Raw genomic sequence first — 25473 nt, 5'->3', positions numbered from 1 at the left:
CCCCTTGATTTCGCTGCGCAAGGCACCCCATCGACGGGAGCGTTATGCGGAGCGGTCGTTGATCAGCGATGCACTGGCAGCGCGTCCAAGTGCACAGGGCATCGGGTGCTCCCCGCAGCGAAATCAAGGAGGAGGCCGAAGGCCGGGGGACATTCGCGGAGGGGAGTACCCGGTGGCCTGTGCACACGCCCTGAACAGCAGCGCCAAGAACAAGAGCTTCAACAAAACAAGCACCACGCGACACGCAGTGGAACAACCGAGATGAGCACCGCCGCAATGCACACCAGCCACAACTCCCGCGCACTGCGCGTGAACGAAAAGGCCGCCAACCTCGACGCACTGCAGCTCGAAGCCGCGCCGCAGCCCGAACCCACAGCGCCCACCGGCCACGCCGTGGTGCAAGTCGCCGCCGCCGCGGTCAACCCCAGCGATGTGAAAGCCACGCTGGGCCTCATGCCGCAAGCCGTGTGGCCGCGCACGCCGGGCCGCGACTTTGCGGGCACCGTGGTCAGCGGTCCGGCCGAATGGATCGGCCGCGAGGTCTATGGCTCGGGCGGCGACATCGGCATCACGCGCGACGGCTCGCATGCGCGCTATCTCGTGCTGCCCGAAGCCGCATTGCGCGCCAAGCCCCAGGGCATCTCGATGGACGAGGCCGGCGCCGTGGGCGTGCCCTTCGTCACCGCCTACGAGGGCTTCAGGCGCAGCGGCATGCCGCAGGCCGGACAGACCGTGCTGGTGCTCGGCGCCAACGGCAAGGTCGGCCAGGCCGCGGTGCAGCTGGCCTCGCAGGCCGGTGCGCGCGTGATCGCGGTGCAGCGCCGCGCCGGTCCGTTCGAGGGCTTCGCGTGCGGGCCGGTCGACGTGATCGATGCGCGCCACCATGCCGACGTGGGCGCGCAGGTGCGCGAGCTCACCGGCGGACGCGGCGCAAACATCGTCTACAACACCGTAGGCAGCGCCTACTTCGAGGCCGCCAACAAGGCCATGGCCAAGGGCGCGACGCAGATCTTCATCGCCACGCACGAACGCGCCGTGCCCTTCGACATCTTCGCGTTCTACCGCGGCATGCACACCTTCGTGGGCATCGACTCGCTCGCGATGGACTGCGTGGCCTCCACAGCCCAGCTCGATGCGATGCGCGAAGGCTTCGAGCGCGGCACGCTCAAGCCCTTTCCCGTGGCGCGGCACTTCAGGCTCGACGAAGCGATGGATGCCTACCGGCTCGTGCTCTCGGGCAGCACCGACCGCGTCGTGCTGCGCCCCTGAATCGAACAACCCGAGGAACACCGCCATGCATGTGACCCGTTTCAGCGAAGCGCCGCACTACGAGGCGCCCAACCATTTCGACATGCGCTGCCTGCGCCTGCAGGGCAAGGAGGCCGGGCCTTCGACGCAGATGTGGATGGGCATGAGCCAGATCCTTCCCGGCGGCCATACCGGGCTCGACGGTTCGCCGATGGAGAAGCTCTACCTCGTGCTCGAAGGCCAGCTCCATGTGGTCGGCGAGCTCGACGGCGCGCACCAGGAAGAAGTGCTCGGCCCCTACGACAGCTGCCGCTTCGCACCCGGCGAAAAGCGCCAGCTCGAAAACCGCAGCAACCGGCCCGTGCTGGTGGCGCTGGTGATGCCGAACAGCACGCCGCCGCCCGCATAGGCCCGCTTCAGTCATTCATCGCTCACCCAAACAAATCAACGGAGACAAGACGCATGAAGAAGACATTCAATACCTGGAGCCGCCGGCAGGCGCTCACCGCAGCCGCGGCACTCGCGGCCATCGGCACGCTCGGCGTCGCGCAGGCGCAGAACGCCTGGCCCGGCACGCAGCCGATCAAGCTCGTGGTTCCCTTCACGGCAGGCAGCGGCACCGACATCGTCGCGCGGCTCGTGGCCGAGAAGCTCGGGCCCGCGCTGGGCACCAGCGTGGTGGTGGACAACAAGCCCGGCGCGGGCGGCACGCTGGGCGCGGCCATCACGGCCAAGGCGCCGGCCGACGGCTACACGCTGCTGGTGCATTCGGCCGGGCACCTGGTGAATCCGTGGATCTACAAGGGCCTGTCGTACGACACGATCAAGGACTTCACCGGCATCACGCCAATGGCGAGCCTGCCCAACGTGCTGGTCACCGCGCCTTCGCACTTCGCGAACGTGCAGGACCTGGTCGCGAAAGCCAAGGCCAAGCCGGGCGGACTCAACTACGGCTCCGCGGGCAACGGCTCGGCCACGCACATGAACGCCGAGGTGTTCCGCCTCGCGGCCGGGCTCGATGCGCAGCACGTGCCCTTCCGCGGCACGCCCGAGGCCATGACCGAGGTGATGGCCGGGCGCGTGGATTGGTTCTTCGCGCCGATGGTGTCGGCCCTGCCGCTCATCAAGAGCGGCAAGCTGCAGGCGCTGGCCGTGGGCACCGCCAAGCGCTCGCCCGCGCTGCCCGAGGCGCCCACCACGGTGGAAGCCGGCGTGCCGGGTTCCGAGTACCTGTTCTGGGTCGGGCTTTTCGCACCCGCGAAGACGCCGCAGCCGGTGGTGGACCGGCTGCAGGCGGAGGTCGCGAAGATCATGGCCTCGCCCGAGCTCAAGGAACGGCTCGACAAGCTCGGCGCCGAGCCCTTCACGATGCCATCGGCGCAGTTCAACAAGTTCATTGCCGATGAGACGGCCAAGGCGCAGCAGGTGGTCAAGGCAGCCAGCATCAAGGTCGACTGACCATGCTGCGCACACTGCTCACGGCGGCCGCGACGGCCGCACTGCTGCTGCTGCCGCCTGCAACGCAGGCCCAGCCGGCCGACCTGATCGTCACCAACGCGAAGATCGCCACGCTCGACGCGGCCGCCACCACCGCGCAGGCGCTGGCCGTGCGCGATGGCCGCATCGTGGCGGTCGGCAATGCCGCGCAGGTGCGCGCGCTCTCGGGCCCGATCACGCGCACCGTGGATGCGGGCGGCCGCACCGTGATCCCCGGCCTCATCGACTCGCACATGCATGCGGTGCGCGCAGCGCTGAGCTATTCGACCGAGGTCAACTGGATCGGTGCCGGCAGCATCGGCGAAGCCATGGAGCGCATCCGCGCCGCGGCCGCGCGTGCACGGCCCGGCGGCTGGCTGATCGTGGCCGGGGGCTGGACCGAGCAGCAGTTCGCCGAGCGCCGCCGTCCCACCGCGGCCGAACTGCAGGAGGCCGCGCCCAACCATCCGGTGTACGTGCAGCTGTTCTACGAAGCCGTGGTGATGACGCCCAAGGCGCTCGAAGCGCTGGGCGTTCCGGCGGGCACGCTGCCGGCCGGCATGAAGCCCGCGGCGGATGGTGCGCCGGGCTGGATGACGGGCGACATCGTCGGCATCTCGGCGCTGTTCGACAAGCTGCCCAAGCCGACCTACGACGACAACCTGGCCGGCACGCGCGCCTTCTTCCGCGAGCTGAACCGCCTGGGCGTCACAGGCCTCGTGGACCCGGGCGGCTTCAGCATTGCGCCGTCGCAGTACGCGGCGCTGTTCGAGCTGTGGCGCGAGAAGGCGCTGACGCTGCGCGTGGCCTACAGTGTGTTCGCGCAGAAACCCGGCGCCGAGCTGCAGGAGTTCCGCGAGCTCACGCAGATGCTGCCGATGGGCTTTGGCGACGACATGCTCAAGTTCAACGGCCTCGGCGAGCGCGTGACGCTCGCGATGTACAACAACAATTTTCCCGATGCGGCCGCGAAGGAGAAGTTCTACGAGCTCATCAAGTGGGCGGCGATGCGCAAGCTCGCGGTCACGATCCATTGGCAGGAAAACGGCTCGGTCGACCACCTGCTCGGGCTCTACGAGAAGCTCAACGCCGAGGTGCCGATCAAGGACCTGCGCTGGTCGATCGCGCACCTGGACGACGCCTCGCCCGAGACGCTCGCGCGCATGAAGGCGCTGGGCATCGGCTGGACGATGCAGGACGCGATGTACTTCCAGGGCGACCGTGCGCTCGCCACGCGCGGCGATGCAGCGCGCCGCATGCCGCCCATCGGCAGTGCGCTGCGCAGCGGCGTGAACGTGGGCGCCGGCACCGATGCGCACCGCGTGGCTTCGTACAACCCCTTCGTCGCGCTGCAATGGATGCTCGACGGCAAAACGGTGAGCGGCAAGGCCATGCGCGGCGCCGACGAGACGCCCACGCGTGAACAGGCGCTGCGGCTCTACACGGTGGGCAGCGCGTGGTTCAGCTTCGACGAGGCAAGGCGCGGCACGCTCGAAGTAGGCAAGCTCGCGGATTTCGCGATCCTCGACCAGGACTTCTTCTCGGTGCCGCTGGAGCGCATCGGCAAGACGGTGTCGCTGATGACGGTGGTGGGCGGGCGCGTGGTCTATGCCGCGCGGCCCTTCGATACGTCGGGCACCTCGGTGGCCGCAGCCCCCTAGGGTTGTGCGAGCGCCTGCCGCACGCGTTCGCGCAGCACCGGCAGCACCTCGCTCTCGAACCACGGGTGGTGCTTGAACCAGCCGGTGTTGCGCGGCGACGGATGCGGCAGCGGGATGAAGCGCGGTGCAAATTCCGCAAAGGCCGCGACGGTTTCGGTGACGCCGGCCTTGCGCGCCGCACCCAGGAAGTGGCGCTGCGCGTACTGGCCGATCAACAGCGTGAGCTCGACCCGGCTCATCTGCGCGAGCAGGCGCGCATGCCAGAGCTCGGCGCATTCGCGCCGCGGCGGCAGGTCGCCGCTGCTGCCGCGGCCGGGGTAGCAGTAACCCATCGGCATGATCGCGATGCGCGCAGCGTCGTAGAACAGCTTTCGGTCGATACCGAGCCAGCGGCGCAGTTGCTCGCCGCTCTTGTCGTCCCATGGCAGGCCGGTGGCATGCACCGTCAGGCTCGGCGCCTGGCCGACGATCAAGAGGCGCGCGCTGGCGCTGGCCTGCACCACGGGCCGCGGGCCCAGCGGCAAGTGCGCGGCGCAGGCGGTGCAGCCGCGAATTTCGGCGAGCAGCGCATCCATGGCGCCGGCACGCGTGCTATTCGGAGAACCGGCCGAAGAATCCATCGAGATCGGCCCCGGAGGCCGCGCCTTCGAAGCCATCGAAACGTCCCTGCTCGGCCAGCGTCCGCGCGGCGCGGTCGAAGCCGCCCCAGGCCGCGCGCGCAAGCGCACCGCCCACGCTGACCCGCCGCACGCCGAGCGCGGCGACGTCCTGCATGCCGAGCTCGCTGGGCCAGCCGATCAGCAGGTTGACCGGCTTGGGCGCCACCGCGGCAACCACCGCCGCGATCTGCTCGCGCGTGCGGATGCCCGGCGCGTAGAGGCAGTCGGCGCCGGCCTCGGCGTAGGCCTTGAGGCGGGCGATGGCGTCGTCCAGATCAGGGCGGCCGACGAAGAAATTCTCGGCCCGGCCCACCAGCAGCGTGTCGCCGCCGGCCGCGTCGATGGCACGGCGCGCCGCGCGCAGCCGTTCGACCGCAACGCCGATCTCGAACAGCGGATTCGCCGGATCGCCGGTCGAATCCTCGATCGACAGGCCCGCCACGCCGGTCTCGACGGCCAGGCGCACGCTTTCGGCCACGCCCCGGGCATCGGCCGCAAAGCCGTTCTCGAAGTCCGCATTCACGGGCAGGTCGGTGGCATCGACGATGTCGCGCAGGTGGGCCAGCATGGTGTCGCGCGATTGCCCTCCGTCGGCCAGGCCCTGCGACCAGGCATGGCCCGAGCTCGTGGTGGCGAGCGCCTTGAAGCCCAGGCCCTGCAGGTAGCGCGCGCTGCCCTTGTCCCAGGGGTTCGGAATGGCGAAGCAGCCCTGTTCGTGCAGCGCGCGGAACTCGGCGCGCTTCTGGGCGACGGTGCGGGTCATGGAAGCCTCATCTTTCTTTGTTGCGTGCGAAGGATGGGGTTTTAACGCAACGAGACGGACATTGCGCGAGCACCGCTTTCGGTGTTCTGATCGGGCCCCATGTCCTACGTCATCCTGCTCTTCATCCATCTTCTCGCCGCCGCCTTCTGGGTCGGCGGCATGGCCACCCTGCACTTCGCGGTGCGCCCCGCCGCGGTCGCCACGCTGGAGCCGCCGCTTCGGCTGCGCACCATGGCGGCGGCGCTGCGGCGCTTCTTCGTGGGCGTGGACGCGGCCGTCACGCTGCTGTTCGCGACCGGCGTGGCGATGATCCTGCTCGCGGGCGGCTTCCGCGCGGTGCACTGGCGCATCGAAGCGATGATGGGCATCGCCATCGTGATGACCGGCATCTACGTGTACATCCGCGCCTCGGTGTTCAAGACGCTGCGGCGCGCGGTGGAGGAAAGCGCGTGGCCGGTGGCGGCCGGGCGGCTCGACATGGTCCGCAAGCTGGTGAGCCTGAACCTCGCGCTCGGCGTCGCGGTGTTCGGCGTGGCGATCCTGGGACGCGCCGGCTAGGGGCCGCTGCCTCCCGGCCCTTTCAGCTCGACGCCGTTGCCGTCGGGATCGGTGATGTAGATCGACGGGCCGTTGCCCTCGGCGCCGAAGTTGTTCTGCACCTCGCCGTGCACCGGCACGCCGTGCCGCGCCATCAATGCGCGGATCGCCGCTTCGTCGAAGGGCTCGATGCGCAGGCAGATGTGGTCGACGTTGCGGCCTTCCTTGCCGGCCAGGGCGCCGCCCTGCTTGCCGAGCGGGCCATCGGGCGTGACGAGGTCGATGAGGTTGGTGCCGGCGCGCAGATGCACGAGCCCCAGGTTGTCGCGGCGCCTCTCGACCTGGCAGCCGAGCACGTCGCGGTAGAAGGCAATGGCGCGCTCCGCGTCCTTCACGCGCAGCACGACATGATCGATGCGCAGCACCGAGAACGGTGGGCTGTGTATCGGGTCCGTCATGGTTTGCTCTCCTTGCTCTACACCACGCCGGCCGCGCGCAGCGCGTCGAAGCGCGCGGCGTCGATGCCGAACTCGGCCAGCACCTCGCGCGTGTGCTGCCCGAGCGCCGGCGGCGCATGGCGCAGCACGGGCGGCGTGGCTGTCAGGCGCAGCGGACTCGCCACGCCGGTGATGCTGGCGATACCGTCGCCCGCATCGCGCGGCAGCGTGACGGCCAGGCCGCGCGACTTGACCTGCGCGTCGTCGAAAGCCTGCGCGATGTCGTTGATCGGGCCGCAGGGCACGGCCTTGTCTTCGAGCAGCGCGACCCAGTCGGCGGTGCTGCGGGTGCGCGTAAGCTCTTCCATCATCGGAATGAGCACACCGCGGTGCTTCACGCGCAGCGTGTTGCTCGCAAAGCGCGCATCGGCGGCCCACTCGGCATGGCCGGCCGCTTCGCAGAAGCGCGCGAACTGGCCGTTGTTGCCGATGGCCAGCAGCATCGAGCCGTCCAATGTCGGAAAGTCCTGGTACGGCGCGAGGCTCGGGTGCGTGTTGCCCTGGCGCTGCGGCGGCTTGCCGGTGTTGAGGAAGGCGCTGGCCTGGTTGGCGAGGATGGCCATGCCCACGTCGAGCAGCGCCATGTCGATGTGCTGGCCTTCGCCCGTGCGGTCGCGCACCTGCAGCGCCGCGAGGATGGCGGTGCTTGCATAGACGCCGGTGAACAGGTCGGTGAGCGCCACGCCCACGCGCAGCGGGCCGCCGCCGGGCACGTCGTCGGGGCGCCCGGTGATGCTCATCATGCCGGTCATGGCCTGGATCATCAGGTCGTAGCCCGCGCGCTCGGCGTAGGGGCCGTCATGGCCGAAGCCGGTCACGCTGCAGTAGACGAGGCGCGGGTTGGCCGCGCGCAGGCTCTCGTGGTCGAGGCCGTACTGCTTCAGGCCCCCCGTCTTGAAGTTCTCCACCACGATGTCGGCCTGCGCCGCCATCTGCTTCAGGAGCGCCTGCCCGTCGGGCGTGGCCATGTCGACCGTGACCGAGCGCTTGTTGCGGTTGCAGGCCGTGAAGTAGCTGGCCTGGTCGGTGTCGTTGCCGTCCGCGTCCTTGATGAAGGGCGGACCCCAGGTGCGCGTGTCGTCGCCGACGCCGGGGCGTTCGATCTTGATGACGTCGGCCCCCAGGTCCGCGAGGATCTGCGTGCACCACGGGCCCGCGAGCACGCGGGACAGATCGAGGACCTTGATGCCGTCCAGGGCTGCGGGCTTGGTGGCCGTCATGCGCTCTTCGTTCAGTTGGCGAAGGCGGCGATGCCGGTGATGGCACGGCCGAGGATGAGCGCGTGGATGTCGTGCGTGCCTTCGTAGGTGTTGACCACCTCGAGGTTCACCAGGTGGCGCGCCACGCCGAACTCGTCGCTGATGCCGTTGCCGCCCATCATGTCGCGCGCCAGGCGGGCGATGTCCAGGGCCTTGCCGCAGTTGTTGCGCTTCATGATCGATGTGATCTCGACCGAGGCCGTGCCCTCGTCCTTCATGCGGCCCAGGCGCAGGCTGCCCTGCAGGCCCAGCGTGATCTCGGTCTGCATGTCGGCCAGCTTCTTCTGGATCAGCTGGTTGGCGGCGAGCGGGCGGCCGAACTGCTTGCGGTCCAGCGTGTACTGGCGGGCGCGGTGCCAGCAGTCTTCGGCGGCACCCAGGGCGCCCCACGAGATGCCGTAGCGTGCGCTGTTGAGGCAGGTGAAGGGACCCTTCAGGCCCTGCACTTCGGGGAACGCGTTTTCCTCGGGGCAGAACACGCCGTCCATCACGATCTCGCCGGTGATGCTGGCGCGCAGGCCGACCTTGCCGTGGATCGCGGGGGCGCTCAGGCCCTTCATGCCCTTCTCGAGCACGAAGCCGCGGATCGGGCCGACCGTGCCGCTTTCGCTGACTTCCTTGGCCCAGACCACGAACACGTCGGCGATCGGCGAGTTGCTGATCCACATCTTGGCACCGCTGAGCGAGTAGCCGCCCGGCACCTTCTTGGCGCGCGTGACCATGCTGCCGGGGTCGGAGCCGTGGTCGGGTTCGGTCAGGCCGAAGCAGCCGATCCATTCGCCGGTGGCGAGCTTGGGCAGGAATTTCTGCTTCTGCGCCTCGGTGCCGAATTCGAAGATCGGCACCATCACGAGCGAGCTCTGCACGCTGGCCATCGAGCGGTAGCCCGAATCGACGCGCTCGACTTCGCGGGCGATCAGGCCATAGGCCACGTAGTTGAGGCCGGGGCCGCCGTACTGCTCGGGGATCGTCGGGCCGAGCAGGCCGAGCGCGCCCATTTCGCGGAAGATGGCGGGGTCGGTCTCGCCGCTGCGGAAGCCCTCGATGACACGGGGCGCGAGGCGCTCCTGGCAGTAGGCATTGGCCGCGTCGCGGATCATGCGTTCTTCGTCGGTCAGCTGCTGGTCGAGAAGAAGGGGGTCGTCCCAGTGGAATTGCGCTTTGGCGGCCATGTGCTTGTCTCCGGAAGAGGAAAAAGAGGGGGAATGGGCCGATCCTAGCCATGCGGGGGCCCGGGCGCAAACGATGAATCCTCACCCAGATATGCGTCTTTCGCACATCTGGCACCCGCCTGGCAAGACGTTTCCATAGGTGACGGCGCCTGCCCAGTCATACACTAGCGGCATACATGCGCCGCAAGATCCCGCCCCTGCAGACCCTCGTGTGCTTCGACGCCGCCGCGCGCCACGAGAGCTACACGCGCGCCGCGCAGGAACTCGCGCTCACGCAGAGCGCGGTGTCGCGCCAGATCGGCACGCTCGAAGCCTTCCTGGGCGTGGCGCTGTTCCGCCGCACCCGCCACGGCGTGGCGCTCACCGCGAGCGGCGCGGCCTATGCGCGGCAGATCACCAAGCGGCTCGAGGCGATGGAGCGCGACACGCTCGACGCCATGGCGCACCAGGGCGAAGGCGGCTCGCTCTCGTTGGCGGCGGTGCCCACCTTTGCCACGCGCTGGCTGATGCCGCGGCTGAAAGGCTTTGCGGCGCTGCAGCCCGACGTGGTGGTGCACATCGAGACGCGCACCCGGCCTTTCCTGTTTGCCGACGCGGAGTTCGATGCCGCGCTGTACGCCGGCACGCCCGCGCAGGTCGAGAACTGGGCCGGCACGCGCGCGCTCATGCTGATGCACGAGGACGTGGTGCCGGTGTGCAGCCCCTCGCTGTTGCAGTCACCCGGACGCAAGGGCAAGCCCGTGGCACCCGCGGCCATCGCGCAGATGCCGCTGTTGCAGCAGAGCACGCGGCCCGACGGCTGGCGCCAGTGGTTCGATGCGCAGCAGATCGATGCACCCAATGCGCGCGGCGGGCCGCGCTACGAGCTGTTTTCCATATTGGCCGCGGCCGCCTCGCACGGCCTGGGCGTGGCGCTGATGCCCACCATGCTGGTGGCCGACGAACTCGCGCGCGGCGAACTGGTGGTGGCCTGCGCGCGGCCGCTGTCGGGCGAGCGCAACTACTACCTCGTGACGCCCGAGCGCGCCGACCAGCGGCCGCTGCTGAAGTTCTTCAGCGACTGGCTGCTGGCGGAGGCGCAGCGCAGCGCAGCGCCGCCTAAGACAGTGCCGATATGATGGTCCGCATCATCGCGCGCCATTGCGCCCCGCCTTGCGCCCCTCACACCATGCTGAACAACCTCGCTCCCTTTCTCGTGCACTGGGCCATCACCGCGCTGTCGCTGTGGGTGGCCAGCCTGATCTTTCGCGGCATCAAGTTCGAGAGCACTTCCGCGCTCGTGATCTCGGCCCTGCTGCTCGGCCTGGCCAATGCCATCGTCAAGCCGCTCCTGATCGTGCTCACGCTGCCGCTGACGCTGTTGACGCTCGGCCTCTTCCTGCTGGTGATCAACGCGCTGATGATCATGCTGGTGGCCGCGCTGGTGCGCGGATTCAAGCTTTCGGGCTTCTGGACCGCGTTCTTCGCGAGCATCTTCATCTCGCTGCTGAGCATTGCGATCGATTCGCTGGTGAGCAGCGGCGACCCCGCCACCACCATCCAGATGCCGACGGGCAGCGGCAAGTGGCTGTAGCTGCAGGCCGCGCAGCCCGGGCCTGAGCCGGGCCCCTTACCGCCAGCCGAACAGCGCGCCCCAGCCGCGCACCTGCGCCGGGTCGGCCCCCACGGCGCGCAGCTGGCCCCAGACCGTGGTGCTCACGGTGTCGAGCAGCGCAATGCCGGTTTCGGCCTCGAACGCCTCGGCCAGGGGCGCGGCGTGCAGGTTGGTGCAGAAGGTGGTGATGGCCTCGGGCCGCGCGGCCGCCACCTCGCGCATCGACGCCATCAGCTGCGCGGGCTCCACCAGCGCGAAATCGTGGTTCACGCGGATGCCCAGGTGGCGCTCGGCCACCACCTCGATGCCGAGCGCGCGGTAGTTGTCGACGATGCGCTGCTGCACGTCGGCGGTGTAGGGCGTCACCAGCCCGAGCCGGTTCACCCCACGCAGCGCCAGCAGTTCGTTGAGCGCCAGCACGGCGGTGGTGGCGGCAATGCCGGTGCGCTCGCGGATGCGCTCGACCAGGCGCAGGTCGGCATCGAAGCCCAGCCAGCCCGACGAGGTGCCGCTCCAGCCGATCACGTCGACCTTCGCATCGGCCAGCAGCTCGGCGGCGGCAAGGATCTTGCTGTCGTCGAACTGGCCCAGGCCCGCGGCCGAGAGCGAGATCTCCGTCACCCTGAAGCGCGAGAAATGGGCGCTGCAGCCCGGCACGCAGGCCGCCAGGGTGCCGGTCAGCGGCTCCAGCGCGGTGTTGGACGAGGGCGTGAGCACGCCAAGGCGAAGGGGGCGCGTCATGGGTTTCCTTTGGTGTACGGATGGCCGGCATCAGCGTAATCACTGCTTCCGGGCCGCTCGATTGTTGATGATTATGTCGACAATACTCAATACCTTTTGTTGACAAAAAATGAGGTGTGCCCTTCCATGAGCTCCCACTCGGCCTTCGACCTGGTGATCCGCAACGCGCAGGCCGTCACGGCCAGCGACACCTTCCAGTGCGACATCGGGGTGCGCGAGGGGCGCATCGTGCAGCTCGGCCTCGCGCTGGACAGCGGCGCGCGCGAGATCGACGCGGCCGGCCGGCCGGTGACGCCCGGCGGCGTCGATGCCCACTGCCACCTCGACCAGCCGATGCCCGCGCCCCTGCGCATGGCCGACGGCTTTGCCAGCGGCACGCGCAGCGCGGCCTGCGGCGGCACCACCACGGTGATTCCGTTCGCGGCGCAGGCCAAGGGGCAGTCGCTGCGTGCGGCGGTGGACGACTACCACCGCCGCGCCGAAGGCCAGGCGCATGTCGACTACGCCTTCCACCTGATCGTGAGCGACCCGACGCCCACGGTGCTGCGCGAGGAGCTGCCGGCGCTGATCCGCGAGGGCTACAGCTCGTTCAAGATCTACATGACCTACGACGACCTCAAGCTCGACGACGGCCAGGTGCTGGACGTGCTCGACGTCGCGCGCGAGCACGGTGCCATGGCCATGATCCATGCCGAGAACGCCGACTGCATCGAGTGGCTCACGCGCCGCCTCGAAGCGGCCGGGCGCACCGCGCCGCGCTACCACGCGCATGCGCGGCCGATGCTGGTGGAGCGCGAGGCCACGCACCGCGCGATCGCGCTGGCCGAACTGGTCGACGTGCCGATCCTGATCGTGCACGTGTCGGGCCGCGAGGCGGTGGAACAGATCCGCTGGGCGCGCGCGCACGGGCTCAGCGTGTTCGCCGAGACCTGCCCGCAATACCTCTTCCTCACGGCCGAGGACTTGGGGCTGGACGACAGCTACCAGGGCGCCAAGTGCGTGTGCAGCCCGCCGCCGCGCGACAAGGCCAACCAGCAGGTGATCTGGGACGGCCTCAACGATGGCCTCTTCACCGTGTTCTCGTCCGACCACGCGCCGTTCCGCTTCGACGACCCCGAGGGCAAGAAGCCGGGCGGACAGGAGGTCGGGTTTCGCCATATTCCCAACGGCATTCCGGGCCTGGAAACTCGCATGGCGCTGCTGTGGTCCGAAGGGGTGATGGCCGGGCGCATCACGGCGCAGAAGTTCGTCGAGCTCACGGCCACCAACCCGGCCAGGGCCTACGGGCTGCATCCGCGCAAGGGGAGCATCGCGGTCGGCGGCGATGCCGACCTGGTGATCTGGGAGGAACGCGAGTTCGTGCTCGGCAATGCACGGCTGCACCACGATGTGGACTACACGCCCTACGAAGGCATGCGCCTGTCGGCCTGGCCGGCCATGACGCTGGCGCGCGGCGAGGTGGTGTGGGACGGCGCGGCCTTCACCGGGCGCGCCGGGCACGGGCGCTTCCTGCCATGCGGCGCGCCCACGCTGCAGCCCCGGCGGCGCGGCTGAGCGGGTGCGATGGGCGTGCCGGCGGCCGCGGGGTGGCGTGCAACTTGCAAGGATTTCGTCATGACGGACAGCAGCTCCCCCCGCTCCTCCTCCACCAAGGCCGCCGGCAAGGTCATGCGCATCGACCGCGACGGCGACGGCACCGTGCAATCGCTCACGCGGGCCATGCAGCTGCTCGAACTGCTGGCCGACGACGACGAGGGCTACCGCCTGGTCGACATCGCGGCGCGCAGCGGCCTGTCGTCGTCCACCGCGCACCGCCTGCTCACCACGCTGGAGCAGCGCCAGTTCGTCCAGTTCGACCGCGAAACCAGCCTCTGGTATGTGGGCGTGCGCTGCTTCTCGGTGGGCGCGGCCTTCGGGCGCCGGCGCCGCATCGCGCACCTGGCGCTGCCGGTGATGCGGCGGCTGCGCGACAGCTCGGGCGAAAGCATCAACCTGGGCATTGCCGACCTGGGCGACATCGTGTTCGTCACGCAGGTGGAAAGCCGCGAGCTGATGCGCGCCATCGGCAAGCCGGGTTTCCGTGCACCGCTGCACGGCACCGCCATGGGGCAGGCCATCCTGGCCGCCATGGCCGAGGACGACGTGCTGCAGTACCTGCGCACCTACGGCCTGCCCAAGCTCACGCCCAACACCATTGCGCGCGCATCGCGGCTGCACGAAACGCTGGGCGAGGTGCGCCGCGCCGGCTATGCGGTGGACGACGAGCAGAACGCCGTGGGCCTGCGCTGCATTGCCGCCGCCATCCGCGACGAGCACGGCCAGCCCTTCGGCGCGATCTCGCTCGTGGGCCCGACGCAGCGCATCAAGGCGGCCGACTTCGCGCAGCTCGGCGCCACGGTGCGCGCCGCTGCCGACGAGATCACCGCGGCCTACGGCGGGCGCCCGAAGTAGCCGCCGGCCGCCCGTCTTCCACCGGCGCGCGGCGCCAAGTGCTTGATCTGGAACGATTTTTTCTGCCGTTCCCGGTGCGCGGAAAACTCTGCGCGCCTGCCTTGCGGCGCGGTTCAATGGCCTCCTCCATTGCCGCCTTGCCGATCCGCCCACCTTTGCCCTCCCAGGAGAAATCATGCCGATGCGCCCTCTTGCCAAGCCTTCTTTCCCAAAGCCGCTTGCCGCGGCCTTCGTGCTCGCGCTGGCCACGCTGCTCGCCCCCCCCGCCGCCCGGGCGCAGGACCGGATCAAGCTGAAAGCCATCGGCCAGCCGCTGGCCACCGGGCTGATCCAGAAAAACAAGGAACAGCCCTTCTTCGAGAACTTCGCGGCCCGCACCGGCCTGCCGATCGACGTCGACTACAAGCCGATCGACACGCTCGGCATCAAGGACACGGAGCAGCTGCGCGTGATGAAGGCGGGCCTGTTCGACATCGTCTCGCTGCGCGTGTCGCAGAACTCGCGCGACGAGCCGACGATCCTGGGCCTCGACCTGGTCGGGGCCGCGCCTGACTACGCCACCGGCCGCAAGGTGGCCAAGGCCTACTTCGACACGGTCGATGCGCGGCTGCAGCAGCAGTTCAACGTGAAGCTGCTCGGCGTGTGGCCCTTCGGCCCGCAGATTTTGTTCTGCAAGAAGCCGATCGCCTCGCTGGCCGACATCAAGGGCATGAAGGTGCGCGTGTACGACCAGAACCTGGCCAAGTTCATCGAGATGGTGGGCGGCACACCGGTGCCGGTGTCGTTTGCCGACACGCACCAATCGCTGTCGCTCGGCGTGGTCGACTGCGCCATCACCGGGCCGAGTTCGGCCAACTCGGCCGGCTGGCCCGAGGTCACGACCCACCAGCTGGCCATCGGCTTCCAGATGGCGCTCAACGGCTACGGCATGACGATGAAGTCGTGGAACGCGCTCAAGCCCGACCAGCAGGCCAAGCTCAAGGCGGCCTTCGACGGCCTGACCGAAGAGGTGTGGAAGTACTCCGAGGAGCTGTTCCGCGACGCGCTGAACTGCAACGCCGGCAAGGACCCGTGCACCACCGGCAAGAAGTTCAAGCTGGTCGACGTGCCGGTCACGCCGGCCGACCTCGAGCTGGTGCGCGGCGCGGTCGGCAAGGTCTCGCTGCCGGTGTGGGCCGAGGTCTGCGACAAGTCGAACCCGGGCTGTTCCAAGGGCTGGCAGGCCACGGTGGCGCCGGTGCTGGGGCTCAGCAAGTGAGCAGCGCGGCCATGAGCGAGCGGCCGCAGCAGCCCGGCGCCGCCTCGCCTGAAGAAGCGTCGGCCGCGCCGCGGCGCATCGACTTCAAGACGCGCGTGGAGACGGTGCTGGCCACCCTCTTCGGCGCGATCTTCCTCGGCCTGTCGGTCATCGTGACCATCGAGACCGCCGCGCGCAAGCTGTTCAACATCTCGCTGCAGGGCGCGGACGAGCTCGGCGGCTATGCGCTCGCGGTGGGCTCGACCATTGCCTTCAGCCTCGCGCTCATGGGCCGCAACCACATCCGCGTCGACGTGTTCCACGAGAAGTTTCCGGTCCGCGTGCAGGCGCTGCTGAACTGGATCTCGGCGGTGTCGCTGGCGGCGCTCGCGGTGTTCATCGGCTGGGTCGCGTTCAAGGTGATCGGCGACACCATGGCCTACCGCAGCACCGCGCAGACGCCGTGGGCCACGCCGCTGATCATTCCGCAGGGCGTCTGGTATGCGGGGCTGGTGATCTTCGCGCTGGTGGCCTGCGGGCTCGCGCTGCGCGCCACCCGGCTGCTGCTCAGCGGCAACATCGCGGCGCTGAACACCGACTTCCATCCCAAGAGCGCGAAGGAAGAACTGAAGGAAGAGCTCGACGACCTCGCGGTGCGCCAGGCCCCGCAGCCGGGCGAAGGAGGCAAGCCATGAACATGCTCGTCATCGGCTTCGCGTTCTTCGCGATGCTCGGCATGATGCTGGTTGGCCTGCCGATTGCCGTGTCGATGGCGCTGGTGGGCATCGTCGGCGGCATCGCGGCCTACGGCACGCCCTTCCTGGACTCGATTGCGCCCGTGGTCTGGGGCGTGCAGAACGAGAACCTGCTGACCTCGGTGCCGCTGTTCGTGCTGCTCGGCGAACTGCTGCTGCGCTCGGGCATTGCCGACCGCATGTACATCGCGCTGTCGGCCTGGCTCGGCCGCCTGCCCGGCGGGCTGCTGCACACCAACATCGGCAGCTGCGCGCTGTTCGCGGCCACCTCGGGTTCGTCGGTGGCCACTGCGGCCACGGTGGGCACGGTGGCGCTGCCTTCGCTGCAGCGGCGCGGCTACTCGATGCGCGCCTCGCTCGGCAGCCTGGCCGCCGGCGGTACGCTGGGCATCCTGATTCCCCCCAGCGTGAACATGATCGTGTATGGCTCGCTCACCAACAACTCGATCGGCAAGCTGTTCATCGCGGGCATCATCCCGGGCCTGCTCTTGACCGGCCTCTTCATGCTCTGGATCGCGGGCTCCAGCCTGGCGAGCGGCAACGCGATGCGCGAGGCCAAGGTGCCGCTGGACCAGCGCATCCGCGCGCTGGTGCACCTGGTGCCGCCGGCGGTGGTGTTCGGCATCGTCATGGGCAGCCTCTACTTCGGCATTGCCACCGCAGCCGAAAGCGCCGCGCTGGGCGTGATTGCGGCGCTGGGCTTCGTGCTGCATTCGGGCAAGCTGAGCTGGGAGCTGATGCGCAACTGCTTCGTCTCGACCGCCCGCGTGAGCGGCATGATCCTGCTGATCGTGGTGGCGGCCTTCGTGCTGAACCTGACGGTGAGCCTCACCGGCGTGGCCGAGGCCATGACCAAGTGGGTTTCGGGCCTGGGCCTGTCGGCCACGGGGCTGATCCTCGCGCTGATGGTGTTCTACCTGGTGCTGGGCATGTTCATGGACGTGCTGTCGATGCAGGTGGCGACCATTCCGATCACCTATCCGATCGCCACCGCGCTGGGGGTCGATCCGATCTGGTTCGGCATCTTCATCGTGCTGATGTGCGAGCTCGGGCTCATCACGCCGCCGGTGGGCATGAACCTGTTCGTGGTGCACGGCATCCGGCCCGACAAGGGCGGCATCGAGGACGCGATCTGGGGCGCGCTGCCCTATGCGCTGATCATGATCCTGTTCACCCTGCTGCTGCTGGCCGTGCCGCAGCTGGTGACCTGGCTGCCGGGACGCATGTGATGGTGAAGAAACTCAAGCTCGTATTCGTTGCCGCGGCCGCCCTCGCCCTGGCGCTGCCCGCGCCGGCCCAGAACACGCGGCTGCGCGTGGCGGGCAGCCTGGTGTCCGGCGGCCAGATCCAGCAGCACAAGGAGCAGCCCTTCTTCGAGAACTTCGCGAAGAACACCGGACTGCCGATCGATGCCGACTACAAGCCGCTCGACGTGCTCGGCATGAAGGACGCCGACAGCCTGCGCGTGCTCAAGTCGGGGCTGTTCGACATCGTGGCGCTGCGGCTCGCGCAGGTCTCGCGCGACGATCCGTTCTTGCTCGGCCCCGACATCGTCGGCCTCTCGACCGACTACGACACCGCGCGCAAGGTGGTCGATGCCTACCGCGCGCCGCTCGACACGCGGCTGCAGGAGCGCCACGGCGCCAAGCTGCTGGGCACCTATCCGTTCGGCCCGCAGATCATGTTCTGCAAGACCCCGATTGCGGGCCTTGCCGACCTCAAGGGCAAGAAGGTGCGCGTGAGCGACCAGTCGCTCGCGCGCTTCATCGAGCGGCTCGACGGCATTCCGGTGGCGCTGGCCTTCACCGAGACGCAGCAGGCGCTGGAGCGCGGCGTGGTCGACTGCGCGATCACCGGGCCGAGCTCCGCCAACTCGGCCGGCTGGCCCGAGGTGACCACGCATGTCATGCCGATCGGCTTCCAGATCCACTTCGTCGCCTATGCCATCAACCTGAAGAAGTGGAATGCGCTGCCGCCCGCGCAGCAGGCCAGGATGGCGGCCGCCTTCCAGCAGCTGGAGACCGACACCTGGGCCTATTCGCGCGAGCTGTGGGACGACGCCTCGCGCTGCAACGTGGGGCGCGATCCCTGCAAGCTCGGCAAGCGCTACGCCATGAAGGAAGTGCCGGTGAAGCCGGCCGACCAGAAGCTGGTGCGCGACGCGGTCGGCGCGGTCTCGCTGCCGCTGTGGGCCGAGGTTTGCGACAAGTCCTACGACAAGTGCTCGGCCACCTGGAAGCAGGTCGTCGCGCCGGTGGTGGGCCTCCGGTAAGCGCACGATGAAAGCACTCTGGCAACTCACGGCGGCCCAGCTCGCCGAAGGCTTTGGCGCCGGCGCCTTCACGCCGGACCAGGCGCTCGCCGCCTGCCTGGAACGCACGGCCGAAGTGAACCCGCGGCTCAATGCGCTGGTGGTGCTCGATGCCGAAGGCGCGGCCGAGGCCGCCGCGCAAAGCACCGCGCGCTGGCGCTCGGGCCGCGCGCTCGGCGCGCTCGACGGCGTGCCGGCCACCATCAAGGACAACCTGCAGGTGCGCGGCCTGCCCACGCACTGGGGCAGCCGCGCGCTGGCCGGCCTCGTCGCCGAGCGCGACGAGCTGCCGGTGGCGCGGCTGCGCGAAGCCGGCGCGGTGATCTTCGGCAAGACCAACGTGCCCGAGTTCACGATGCAGGGCTACACGGGCAACCCGGTGTTCGGGCCCACCGGCAATCCGTGGAATCCGGCGCTCACGCCCGGCGGCTCCTCGGGCGGCGCGGTGGCGCTGGTGGCCGCGGGCGGCTGCCCGATCGCGCTGGGCACCGATGGCGGCGGCTCCATCCGCCGGCCCGCCTCGCACACCAACCTTGTCGGGCTCAAGCCCTCGCGCGGCCGCGTGCGGCGCGGCAACGGGCTGCCGCCGATCTTCCTGGACTTCGAGGTGGTGGGGCCGATGGCGCGCTGCGTGGACGACGTGGCCGCGGTCATGCGGGCAATCGCGCCGCGCGCGGCGGCCGATGCACCGCACGAAGCCAAGCCCGCGCGCATCCTCTACCTGCCGCGCTTCGCGGACCATCCGGTGGACCCGCGCATCGCGCGGCTGGTGGATGCCGCCGCCGAGAACCTGGCCGCGCTCGGGCACGAGGTCACGACGCTGCCGCGCTTCGCGCTGGCCGAGGCGGTGAACCAGCGCTGGCCGCTGCTCGCGCAGGTGGGGCTGGCCTGGCTGGTGGACCATCCGCACGAACTCTGGCCGCGCCCCTTCGATCCCGCGCTGTTCGGCCCCGCGATGCAGGCCAACACCGAGACCGGCCGCGCCGCCTCGGCGCGCGAGTTGTTCGAGCTGCTGTTCGAGGCCGAGCGCCTGCGCGGCGAACTCGCGGGCCTGTTCGAGCAGCACGACTTCCTGCTGACCCCCGCGACCGCGGCATTGCCCTGGCCCGCCGCCGACACGCATCCGCCGCGCATCGACGGCCGCGAGGTCGGCCCGCGCGGCCATGCGGTGTTCGCGGGTTTCGTCAACGCCGTGGGCCTGCCCGCGATCGCGCTGCCCTGCGGCTTTGCCGAAGGCCTGCCGGTGGGACTGCAGCTGGTCGCGCGCGAAGGCGGCGACGACGCGCTGCTGGCGCTGGCCCGCGAATTCGAACGCGCCCATCCGTGGCAGCGCTTTCCCGCCCTGTGAGCGCGGCGCTGGCCGGCGGCCTTGCGCCGGCCAGCGCCGCGCACGCGCTTCACCTCGCGCGGCGCGAGGGGCGGCGCGTGCCCTCGGCGCTGCTGCAGACGGCCAGCCGCGCCGAGGCCTATGCCATCCAGGACGCCACGCTGGCGGCGATCGGCCCGGTCGGCGGCTGGAAGGTCGGCGCGCGCGCGCCCGGCCAGGAACCCACCTGCGCGCCGCTGCCGGCCGAGGGGCTGCTGCCCGGCGGCGTGCGGCTGCAGGGCCCGGCATGGCGGCTGCGCGGCATCGAGGCCGAGGTCGGCTTCCAGCTGGGCGCCGACCTGCCGCCGCGCGCCGCGCCCTACACGCTGGCCGACGTGGCAGGCGCCGTCGAATCGGTGCTGCCGGTGATCGAGATCGTCGAGACCCGGCTGGCCGACTGGTTCGGCGCCCATGCCAACGCCCTGCTGGCCGACCTGCTGAGCCATGGTGCGCTGGTGCTGGGGCAGCGCCAGCCCTTCGCGCCGGCCTGGTTCGACCTGCGGCATGCCGAGGCCACGCTGCATTTCGACGGGCAGACCGTCGCGCACACCGTGGGCGAGCATCCGAGCCCCGATGCGGGCGCGCTGCTGGTGTGGCTGGCCAACCATTGCGCCGCGCGCGGCGCCGGGCTCAAGGCCGGGCAGATCGTCACGAGCGGTTCGTGCACCGGCATGCTGTTCGCGTCGGCGGGCACGGCGGTGCGCGTGCAGATCGGCGAGCTGGCGCCCGTGGCCCTTTCGTTCTGACATTCGTTCGCGGGCATCGCTGCGCGGCCGGAACCCATGTCCGGAAACAGCGAGCGTGGCGGTCGCGCCGGACGCACACTTTCTGCATGCCGACCTCTCCTGCCCACATCGTCCGCGCCCTCGACTGGCCCCGCATCGAAACCGACCTCGCCACGCGCGGCTGCGCGACCACCGGCGTCCTGTTCAGCCCGAAGGAATGCGTCGCGCTGGCCGCGCTCTATGACGAGCCCGGCCATTTCCGCAGCCGCGTGGTGATGCAGCGCCACGGCTTCGGGCAAGGCGAGTACCAGTACTTCGACAACCCGCTGCCCGCTTCGATCGCGGCCTGGCGCAGCGCGCTGTACGAGCGCCTCGCGCCGCTCGCGAACGCATGGGCTGCCGCCATGGGCCAGCCGGCCGACTACCCGGCGGACCACGCGGCCTACCTCGCGCGCTGCCATGCGGCGGGCCAGCTGCGCCCCACGCCGCTGCTGCTGCGCTACGGCGAAGGAGACTACAACTGCCTGCACCAGGACCTGTACGGCGACCTGCAGTTTCCGATGCAGCTCACGGTGCTGCTGAGCCGGCCGGGCGACGACTTCACAGGCGGCGAATTCGTGCTCACCGAGCAGCGCCCGCGCATGCAGTCGCGCGCCGAGGTGGTGGCGCTCGCGCAGGGCGAGGCGGTGATCTTCGCGGTCAACCAGCGGCCGGTGGCGGGCACGCGCGGCACTTACCGCGTCACCATGCGGCACGGCGTGAGCCACGTGCGCGCGGGGCGGCGGCATACGCTGGGAATCATCTTCCACGACGCGCGCTAGCAAGCGCCCGCGTCTTGCGCACGACCGTGCCATGGCGCGCGCGGTCCGAAGTCGCGCAAAATCTGCCCTGCACCCCGGGTGCTCGCCATGATTTCCGACAACAAAAACGATCGGAGCAGCGAGCGGCCGGATGCGATCCGCGGCCCGACGTGACGGCCGCGGGTGCGTTCGAGTGGTCGACAGGGAGCTGTATGAACAAGAAGAACTCGTCCGGGTCTGCGGATGGGGCGGGAAAGCCGCCTCTCGCATTCTTTGAATTTTCCGCGGCGGTGGCGCGGCTGTCGCGCCGCTTCAGGGTGGACGTGAGCACCATCGTGAGCGCCGTGGCGCTGACGCAGTCGCTGCTGCTGGCCACGCTCGGCTACTGGGGCTCGCAGCGGCTGGTGGCGAGGATCGGCGCCTCCGCGCACGCGGCCAACCACCACCGCACCGAGGAGAACATGCGCGCCGTGCTCGCCAAGACCGAGTCGGCGGTCGGCGCGCTGGCCGCTGCGCCCAGCCTCGGTGCCGCGGGCGAACATGCGCAGCGCACGGCCGAGCTTCTCTGGACCCTGCTGCAGCAGGCGCCCGAACTCGACAGCCTCTACGTGGCCGACGACACCGGCCAGATGCTGATGGCACAGCGCCACCCGGTGCCGGCTATCCGGCGCATCGCGCGCAGCGCGGGCGCCGGCGAACTCGCCATCGAGACCTGGCAGTACAAGCTGCCGCCCGCGCCCGAGATCGACGCGCAGCAGCGCTTCGCCACGCAGCGCATCGAGTCCTTCCGCAGCAGCTACGACCCGCGGCTGCAGCGCTGGTACCAGCAGGCCCGCCAGATGCAAAGGCCCCTGTGGACGGCACCCTATGCCTTCGCCGCGACGCAGGAGCTGGGCGTGACCTACACCCTGACCAGCAAGCGCCGCCATGCCGAAGGCGGCTCGAAGATGCTGGTGGTGGGCGGCGACGTCTCGCTGGGCCGGCTCTCGCAGTTCGTGCGGCTGTTCGCGAGCGACGGCCGTGGCGACAGCGCCGTGCTGGGCGCCGACTTTCAGGTGCTGGCGCGCAGCGACCAGCCCGGCGTGCTGCGCCAGCCGGAGCCGCCCACCGGCGTGCTGGGCGCGCTGCACGAGCAGATGCTGGGCGACGGCACGGCCGGCAGCGCAAGCGGCGCGGCCTTTTCGTTCGACCACGACGGGCGGCCCTACCTCGCGCAGGCCTCGCCGATTCCCTCCACCGGCTGGCAGCTGGTGAGCTGGGTGGCCGAGGACTTCGTGCTCGGCGAGCTGCGGCGCGCCGTGCTGTGGTGGCTGCTGCTGGGCCTGGCACTGCTCGCGGCGGCGCTGTTCGTGTCGCTGCAGCTGTCCAGGCTGGTCACCTCGCCGGTCGAGAAGCTCGCACAGACCGCGCGCCGCATCGGCCTGCTGGAGCTCGACAACCTGCCGCGCGAGCCGAGCCGCGTGCTGGAGATCCAGAACCTGGACCAGGCGCTGGACGAGTCGGCGCGCAGCCTCAGGGCGTTCAGCAAGTTCGTGCCGGTGGACGTGATCAGCCAGCTCGTGGCCGAAGGCCAGGCGCTGGCGCCCAGCGGCTCGCCGCGGCGCATGACCGTGATGTTCACCGACATCGAGGGCTTCACGCGGATCTCCGAGTCGATGGAAGCCAATGTGCTCGTGCGCATGCTGACCGAATACTTCAACCTGGCGACGGGCGTGCTGGCGCGCTACGGCGGCGTGGTCGACAAGTTCATGGGCGACGGCATCATGGTGCTGTGGGGCGCGCCCGCGGACCTGAAGGATGCGGAATACCGCGCCTGCCTGGCCGCGCTGCAGCTGCACATCGAGATGGGCGCGCTCAACCGCAAGTGGCGCGCCGACGGACTGCCCGAGTTCCGCACGCGCGTGGGCATCCACACCGGCGTGGCGATCGCGGGGGTGCTGGGCTCGAACGACCGGCTGTCGTACACGGCCCTGGGCGACGTGGTCAACGTGGCGAGCCGCATCGAAGGCATCAACAAGCAGCTGGGCACGCACACGCTGATCTCGGAGGTCACCTTCGCGGGCCTCAAGGGCCGGCTGCAGACGCGCCGCATCGACGAGCGGGTGGCGCTGCGCGGCCGCCAGACGCGCATGGTGCTCTACGAACTGCTGATGCCCTGAGGGGCTCCGGCACGCCGCGCGGCAAACTCCACGTACCAGCCGAGCGAGCCGGGGTTGGCCATGGCCTCGGGGTTGACCACCTTCTCGAGCGGCTGGCCCAGCAGCAGCTTCTTGATCGGCAGCTCCTGCTTCTTGCCCGAGAGCGTGCGCGGGATCTCGGCCACCTGGAAGATGTCGTTGGGCAGGAAGCGCGGTGAGAGCGAGGTCTTGATCGCGCTGTTGATCCTGCTGCGCATCGCGTCGTCGAGCGCCACGCCGGGGCGCAGCACCACGAACAGCGGCATGTAGCTTTCGCGGCCCAGGTATTCGAGGTCGACCACCATCGAGTCGAGCACTTCGGGCAGCGCCTCCACGGCGCTGTAGATCTCGCTGGTGCCCATGCGCAGGCCCTGGCGGTTGATGGTGGCGTCGCTGCGGCCGTAGATGATGCAGCCGCCGTCCTCGCCGATCCTGATCCAGTCGCCGTGGCGCCAGACACCTGGGTAGGTGTCGAAGTAGCTCGACAGGTAGCGCGCGTTGCCTTCGTCGCCCCAGAAGTACAGCGGCATCGATGGAATGGGCCGCGTGCAGACCAGCTCGCCCACTTCGCCGATGACGGGCTTGCCGTCTTCGTTCCAGGCCTCCACCGCATGGCCGATCTGGCGGCACTGCATCTGGCCGGGCACTTCGGGCAGCTCGCGGTTGCCGCCGACGAAGGCGCCGCAGAAGTCGGTGCCGCCCGAGATGTTGCACCACCACACGCTGCTCGCGCCCGCGGCCAGCAGCTGCGCCGTGCCCCAGCGCTGCACCTCTTCCGACAGCGGCGAGCCGGTGCTGCCGAGCGCGCGCACGCGCGACAGGTCGCCGCACCCGGCCGCGACCACGCCGGCCTTCATGCAGTTGGTGAAGTAGGCCGCACCGGCGCCGAAGAAGCTGATGCGGTGCTTCGCGACGAAGCGCCACAGCACGGCCCAGTCGGGCTTCTCCTTGCTGCCGGCCGGATGGCCGTCGTAGATGACGATGGTCGCGCCGAAGGCCAGGCCCGCGAGCTGGCAGTTCCACATGACCCAGCCGGTCGAGCTGTACCAATGGAAGCGCTCATCGAAGTTGTTGGCGCCGTAGCTCGCGCCGATGTCGTTGTGCAGCCCGCAGGCGTACATCGTCATGATGATGCCGCCCTGCCCGTGCACGATGGGCTTGGGCAGGCCGGTGGTGCCGCTCGAATAGACGATCCAGATCGGATGGTCGAAGGGCAGCCACTCGGGCTCGAAGGCCGCCACCTCGGCGTCGCGGCGCGCGCTGGCGCCCTGCCAGTCGGCATCGGCAGCGAGTTGCTGCGCGGCATGCGGCGTGCGCAGCAACAGCAGCTTCTGCACGCTGGGCAGCGCATCGCGCAGTTCCTGCACCACCGCGCTGCGGTCGATGGGCTTGGCACCGTAGTGCACGCCGTCGGCGGCGATCAGCAGCGTGGGCTCGATCTGGCGGAAGCGGTCGACCACGGCGGCCGTACCCATGTCGGGCGCACACACGCTCCACACCGCGCCGATGCTCGAACATGCGAGAAAGGCCACCATGGTCTCGGGCACGTTGGGCAGGTAGGCGGCCACGCGGTCGCCGCGCTGGATGCCCAACGACTTGAGCGTGAGCGCCACCGAAGCCACCTGCCGGCGCAGCTCGGGCCAGGACATCTCGCGCACTTCGCCCAGTTCGTTGTCGCTCACGATGGCGGGCATGCCGGCCGCATGCGCCGCGTCGGCATGGCGCAGCACCTCGCGCGCGTAGTTGACCTGCGCGCCCGGAAACCACGTCGCGCCGGGCATGCGGTCGTCAGCCAGCACCGCCGTGTGCGGCGTGGGCGACACGATGCCCATGTAGTCCCAGATGCTCTGCCAGAAGGCGTCGAGATCGGTCACGGACCAGCGCCACAGCGCGTCGTAGGTGTCGAAGGACAGGCCGCGCTGCTCGCGCAGCCAGTTCTGGTAGAGGCGGATCTGGGGAATGTTGGGAGCGGGCATGCACCGAGCCTAATGCTGCATTCCGCGCCGTTCAACCGGGTTTGACCTCAGGGTTTGTACGTGTGTTC

At 69.7% G+C, this 25473-nt stretch carries 24 protein-coding genes; 17 read left to right on the top strand and 7 right to left on the bottom strand.

The window, feature by feature from the left end:
• Positions 1–261 precede the first annotated feature (261 nt).
• From RZE77_RS00650 to RZE77_RS00635, 4 genes are read left to right on the top strand one after another with little or no spacing between them, the layout of a single operon-like run.
• Positions 262–1269: a quinone oxidoreductase family protein gene (locus RZE77_RS00650; protein ID WP_319440243.1), complete on the top strand. Its 1008-nt coding sequence runs from the start codon at positions 262–264 to the stop codon at positions 1267–1269.
• 25 nt (positions 1270–1294) lie between these two features.
• Positions 1295–1657 (top strand): cupin domain-containing protein, encoded by a 363-nt coding sequence (locus tag RZE77_RS00645; RefSeq protein WP_319440242.1) that lies wholly within the window; start codon positions 1295–1297, stop codon positions 1655–1657.
• Between the two features lie 53 nt (positions 1658–1710).
• Positions 1711–2706, top strand: a complete 996-nt coding sequence (locus tag RZE77_RS00640; RefSeq protein ID WP_319440241.1) for a tripartite tricarboxylate transporter substrate binding protein — start codon at positions 1711–1713, stop codon at positions 2704–2706.
• Positions 2707–2708: 2 nt separating this feature from the next.
• On the top strand, positions 2709–4385 hold the full coding sequence (locus RZE77_RS00635; protein ID WP_319440240.1) for an amidohydrolase: 1677 nt from the start codon (positions 2709–2711) through the stop codon (positions 4383–4385).
• Here the strand turns inward: RZE77_RS00635 and RZE77_RS00630 are convergent.
• The gene (locus RZE77_RS00630) at positions 4382–4960 is read right to left on the bottom strand and encodes a uracil-DNA glycosylase family protein (protein WP_319440239.1); all 579 of its coding nucleotides are present in this window, start codon (positions 4958–4960) and stop codon (positions 4382–4384) included. The genes RZE77_RS00635 and RZE77_RS00630 overlap by 4 nt on opposite strands.
• Before the next feature lie 16 nt (positions 4961–4976).
• Positions 4977–5807 carry an isocitrate lyase/PEP mutase family protein gene (locus RZE77_RS00625; protein ID WP_319440238.1) on the bottom strand — a complete coding sequence of 277 codons (831 nt, stop codon included), beginning with the start codon at positions 5805–5807 and terminating at the stop codon, positions 4977–4979.
• Between the two features lie 99 nt (positions 5808–5906).
• Here RZE77_RS00625 and RZE77_RS00620 point away from each other — a divergent pair, with 99 nt between their 5' ends.
• Positions 5907–6365, top strand: coding sequence for a CopD family protein (locus RZE77_RS00620; RefSeq protein ID WP_319440237.1), 459 nt, complete (start codon positions 5907–5909; stop codon positions 6363–6365).
• Here the strand turns inward: RZE77_RS00620 and RZE77_RS00615 are convergent.
• From RZE77_RS00615 to RZE77_RS00605, 3 genes are read right to left on the bottom strand one after another with little or no spacing between them, the layout of a single operon-like run.
• Positions 6362–6802 carry a VOC family protein gene (locus RZE77_RS00615; RefSeq protein ID WP_319440236.1) on the bottom strand — a complete coding sequence of 147 codons (441 nt, stop codon included), beginning with the start codon at positions 6800–6802 and terminating at the stop codon, positions 6362–6364. The two genes, RZE77_RS00620 and RZE77_RS00615, sit on opposite strands and share 4 nt — an antisense overlap.
• A gap of 17 nt (positions 6803–6819) precedes the next feature.
• On the bottom strand, positions 6820–8061 hold the full coding sequence (locus RZE77_RS00610) for a CaiB/BaiF CoA transferase family protein (protein WP_319440235.1): 1242 nt from the start codon (positions 8059–8061) through the stop codon (positions 6820–6822).
• Between the two features lie 11 nt (positions 8062–8072).
• The gene (locus RZE77_RS00605; protein WP_093435448.1) at positions 8073–9272 is read right to left on the bottom strand and encodes an acyl-CoA dehydrogenase; all 1200 of its coding nucleotides are present in this window, start codon (positions 9270–9272) and stop codon (positions 8073–8075) included.
• A gap of 176 nt (positions 9273–9448) precedes the next feature.
• On the opposite strand from RZE77_RS00605, the gene RZE77_RS00600 reads away from it, so the two are divergent.
• Together RZE77_RS00600 and RZE77_RS00595 are read left to right on the top strand one after the other, a co-directional pair.
• A complete protein-coding gene (locus RZE77_RS00600) occupies positions 9449–10390 on the top strand; it encodes a LysR substrate-binding domain-containing protein (protein WP_319440234.1) in 942 nt (313 codons plus the stop codon).
• 50 nt (positions 10391–10440) lie between these two features.
• The gene (locus RZE77_RS00595; protein WP_018903329.1) at positions 10441–10845 is read left to right on the top strand and encodes a phage holin family protein; all 405 of its coding nucleotides are present in this window, start codon (positions 10441–10443) and stop codon (positions 10843–10845) included.
• A gap of 36 nt (positions 10846–10881) precedes the next feature.
• Here RZE77_RS00595 and RZE77_RS00590 read toward each other — a convergent pair whose 3' ends face one another.
• On the bottom strand, positions 10882–11607 hold the full coding sequence (locus RZE77_RS00590; RefSeq protein WP_319440233.1) for a maleate cis-trans isomerase family protein: 726 nt from the start codon (positions 11605–11607) through the stop codon (positions 10882–10884).
• A gap of 126 nt (positions 11608–11733) precedes the next feature.
• On the opposite strand from RZE77_RS00590, the gene hydA reads away from it, so the two are divergent.
• From hydA to RZE77_RS00540, 10 genes are all read left to right on the top strand, one after another.
• Positions 11734–13161 carry a dihydropyrimidinase gene (gene hydA, locus RZE77_RS00585; RefSeq protein WP_319440232.1) on the top strand — a complete coding sequence of 476 codons (1428 nt, stop codon included), beginning with the start codon at positions 11734–11736 and terminating at the stop codon, positions 13159–13161.
• 60 nt (positions 13162–13221) lie between these two features.
• Positions 13222–14058, top strand: coding sequence for an IclR family transcriptional regulator (locus RZE77_RS00580; RefSeq protein ID WP_319440231.1), 837 nt, complete (start codon positions 13222–13224; stop codon positions 14056–14058).
• A gap of 175 nt (positions 14059–14233) precedes the next feature.
• On the top strand, positions 14234–15316 hold the full coding sequence (locus tag RZE77_RS00575) for a TRAP transporter substrate-binding protein (RefSeq protein WP_319440230.1): 1083 nt from the start codon (positions 14234–14236) through the stop codon (positions 15314–15316).
• A gap of 11 nt (positions 15317–15327) precedes the next feature.
• Entirely contained in the window at positions 15328–15990 is a 663-nt protein-coding gene (locus RZE77_RS00570; RefSeq protein WP_319440229.1) for a TRAP transporter small permease subunit, read from the top strand.
• Positions 15987–17279, top strand: coding sequence for a TRAP transporter large permease (locus RZE77_RS00565; protein WP_319440228.1), 1293 nt, complete (start codon positions 15987–15989; stop codon positions 17277–17279). The genes RZE77_RS00570 and RZE77_RS00565 overlap by 4 nt, the downstream gene beginning before the upstream one ends.
• Complete coding sequence (locus tag RZE77_RS00560) at positions 17279–18322, top strand: TRAP transporter substrate-binding protein (protein ID WP_319440227.1); 1044 nt, start codon at positions 17279–17281, stop codon at positions 18320–18322. Before RZE77_RS00565 ends, RZE77_RS00560 begins: the two co-directional genes overlap by 1 nt.
• A 7-nt stretch (positions 18323–18329) precedes the next feature.
• Positions 18330–19709 (top strand): amidase, encoded by a 1380-nt coding sequence (locus RZE77_RS00555; protein WP_319440226.1) that lies wholly within the window; start codon positions 18330–18332, stop codon positions 19707–19709.
• Positions 19685–20473: a 2-keto-4-pentenoate hydratase gene (locus tag RZE77_RS00550; RefSeq protein ID WP_319440225.1), complete on the top strand. Its 789-nt coding sequence runs from the start codon at positions 19685–19687 to the stop codon at positions 20471–20473. The genes RZE77_RS00555 and RZE77_RS00550 overlap by 25 nt, the downstream gene beginning before the upstream one ends.
• A gap of 86 nt (positions 20474–20559) precedes the next feature.
• Complete coding sequence (locus tag RZE77_RS00545; protein WP_319440224.1) at positions 20560–21273, top strand: 2OG-Fe(II) oxygenase; 714 nt, start codon at positions 20560–20562, stop codon at positions 21271–21273.
• Between the two features lie 191 nt (positions 21274–21464).
• Positions 21465–23411 carry an adenylate/guanylate cyclase domain-containing protein gene (locus tag RZE77_RS00540; RefSeq protein WP_319440223.1) on the top strand — a complete coding sequence of 649 codons (1947 nt, stop codon included), beginning with the start codon at positions 21465–21467 and terminating at the stop codon, positions 23409–23411.
• On the opposite strand, the gene RZE77_RS00535 is transcribed toward RZE77_RS00540, so the two are convergent.
• On the bottom strand, positions 23390–25405 hold the full coding sequence (locus RZE77_RS00535) for an acetoacetate--CoA ligase (protein ID WP_319440222.1): 2016 nt from the start codon (positions 25403–25405) through the stop codon (positions 23390–23392). The genes RZE77_RS00540 and RZE77_RS00535 overlap by 22 nt on opposite strands.
• Positions 25406–25473: the final 68 nt, after the last annotated feature.

Source organism: Variovorax sp. SPNA7, assembly GCF_033807855.1.
Lineage (GTDB): Bacteria > Pseudomonadota > Gammaproteobacteria > Burkholderiales > Burkholderiaceae_C > Variovorax > Variovorax beijingensis.
Note: the sequence above shows the minus strand (reverse complement) of the source record. Positions and strands in the feature narration are given on the sequence as shown.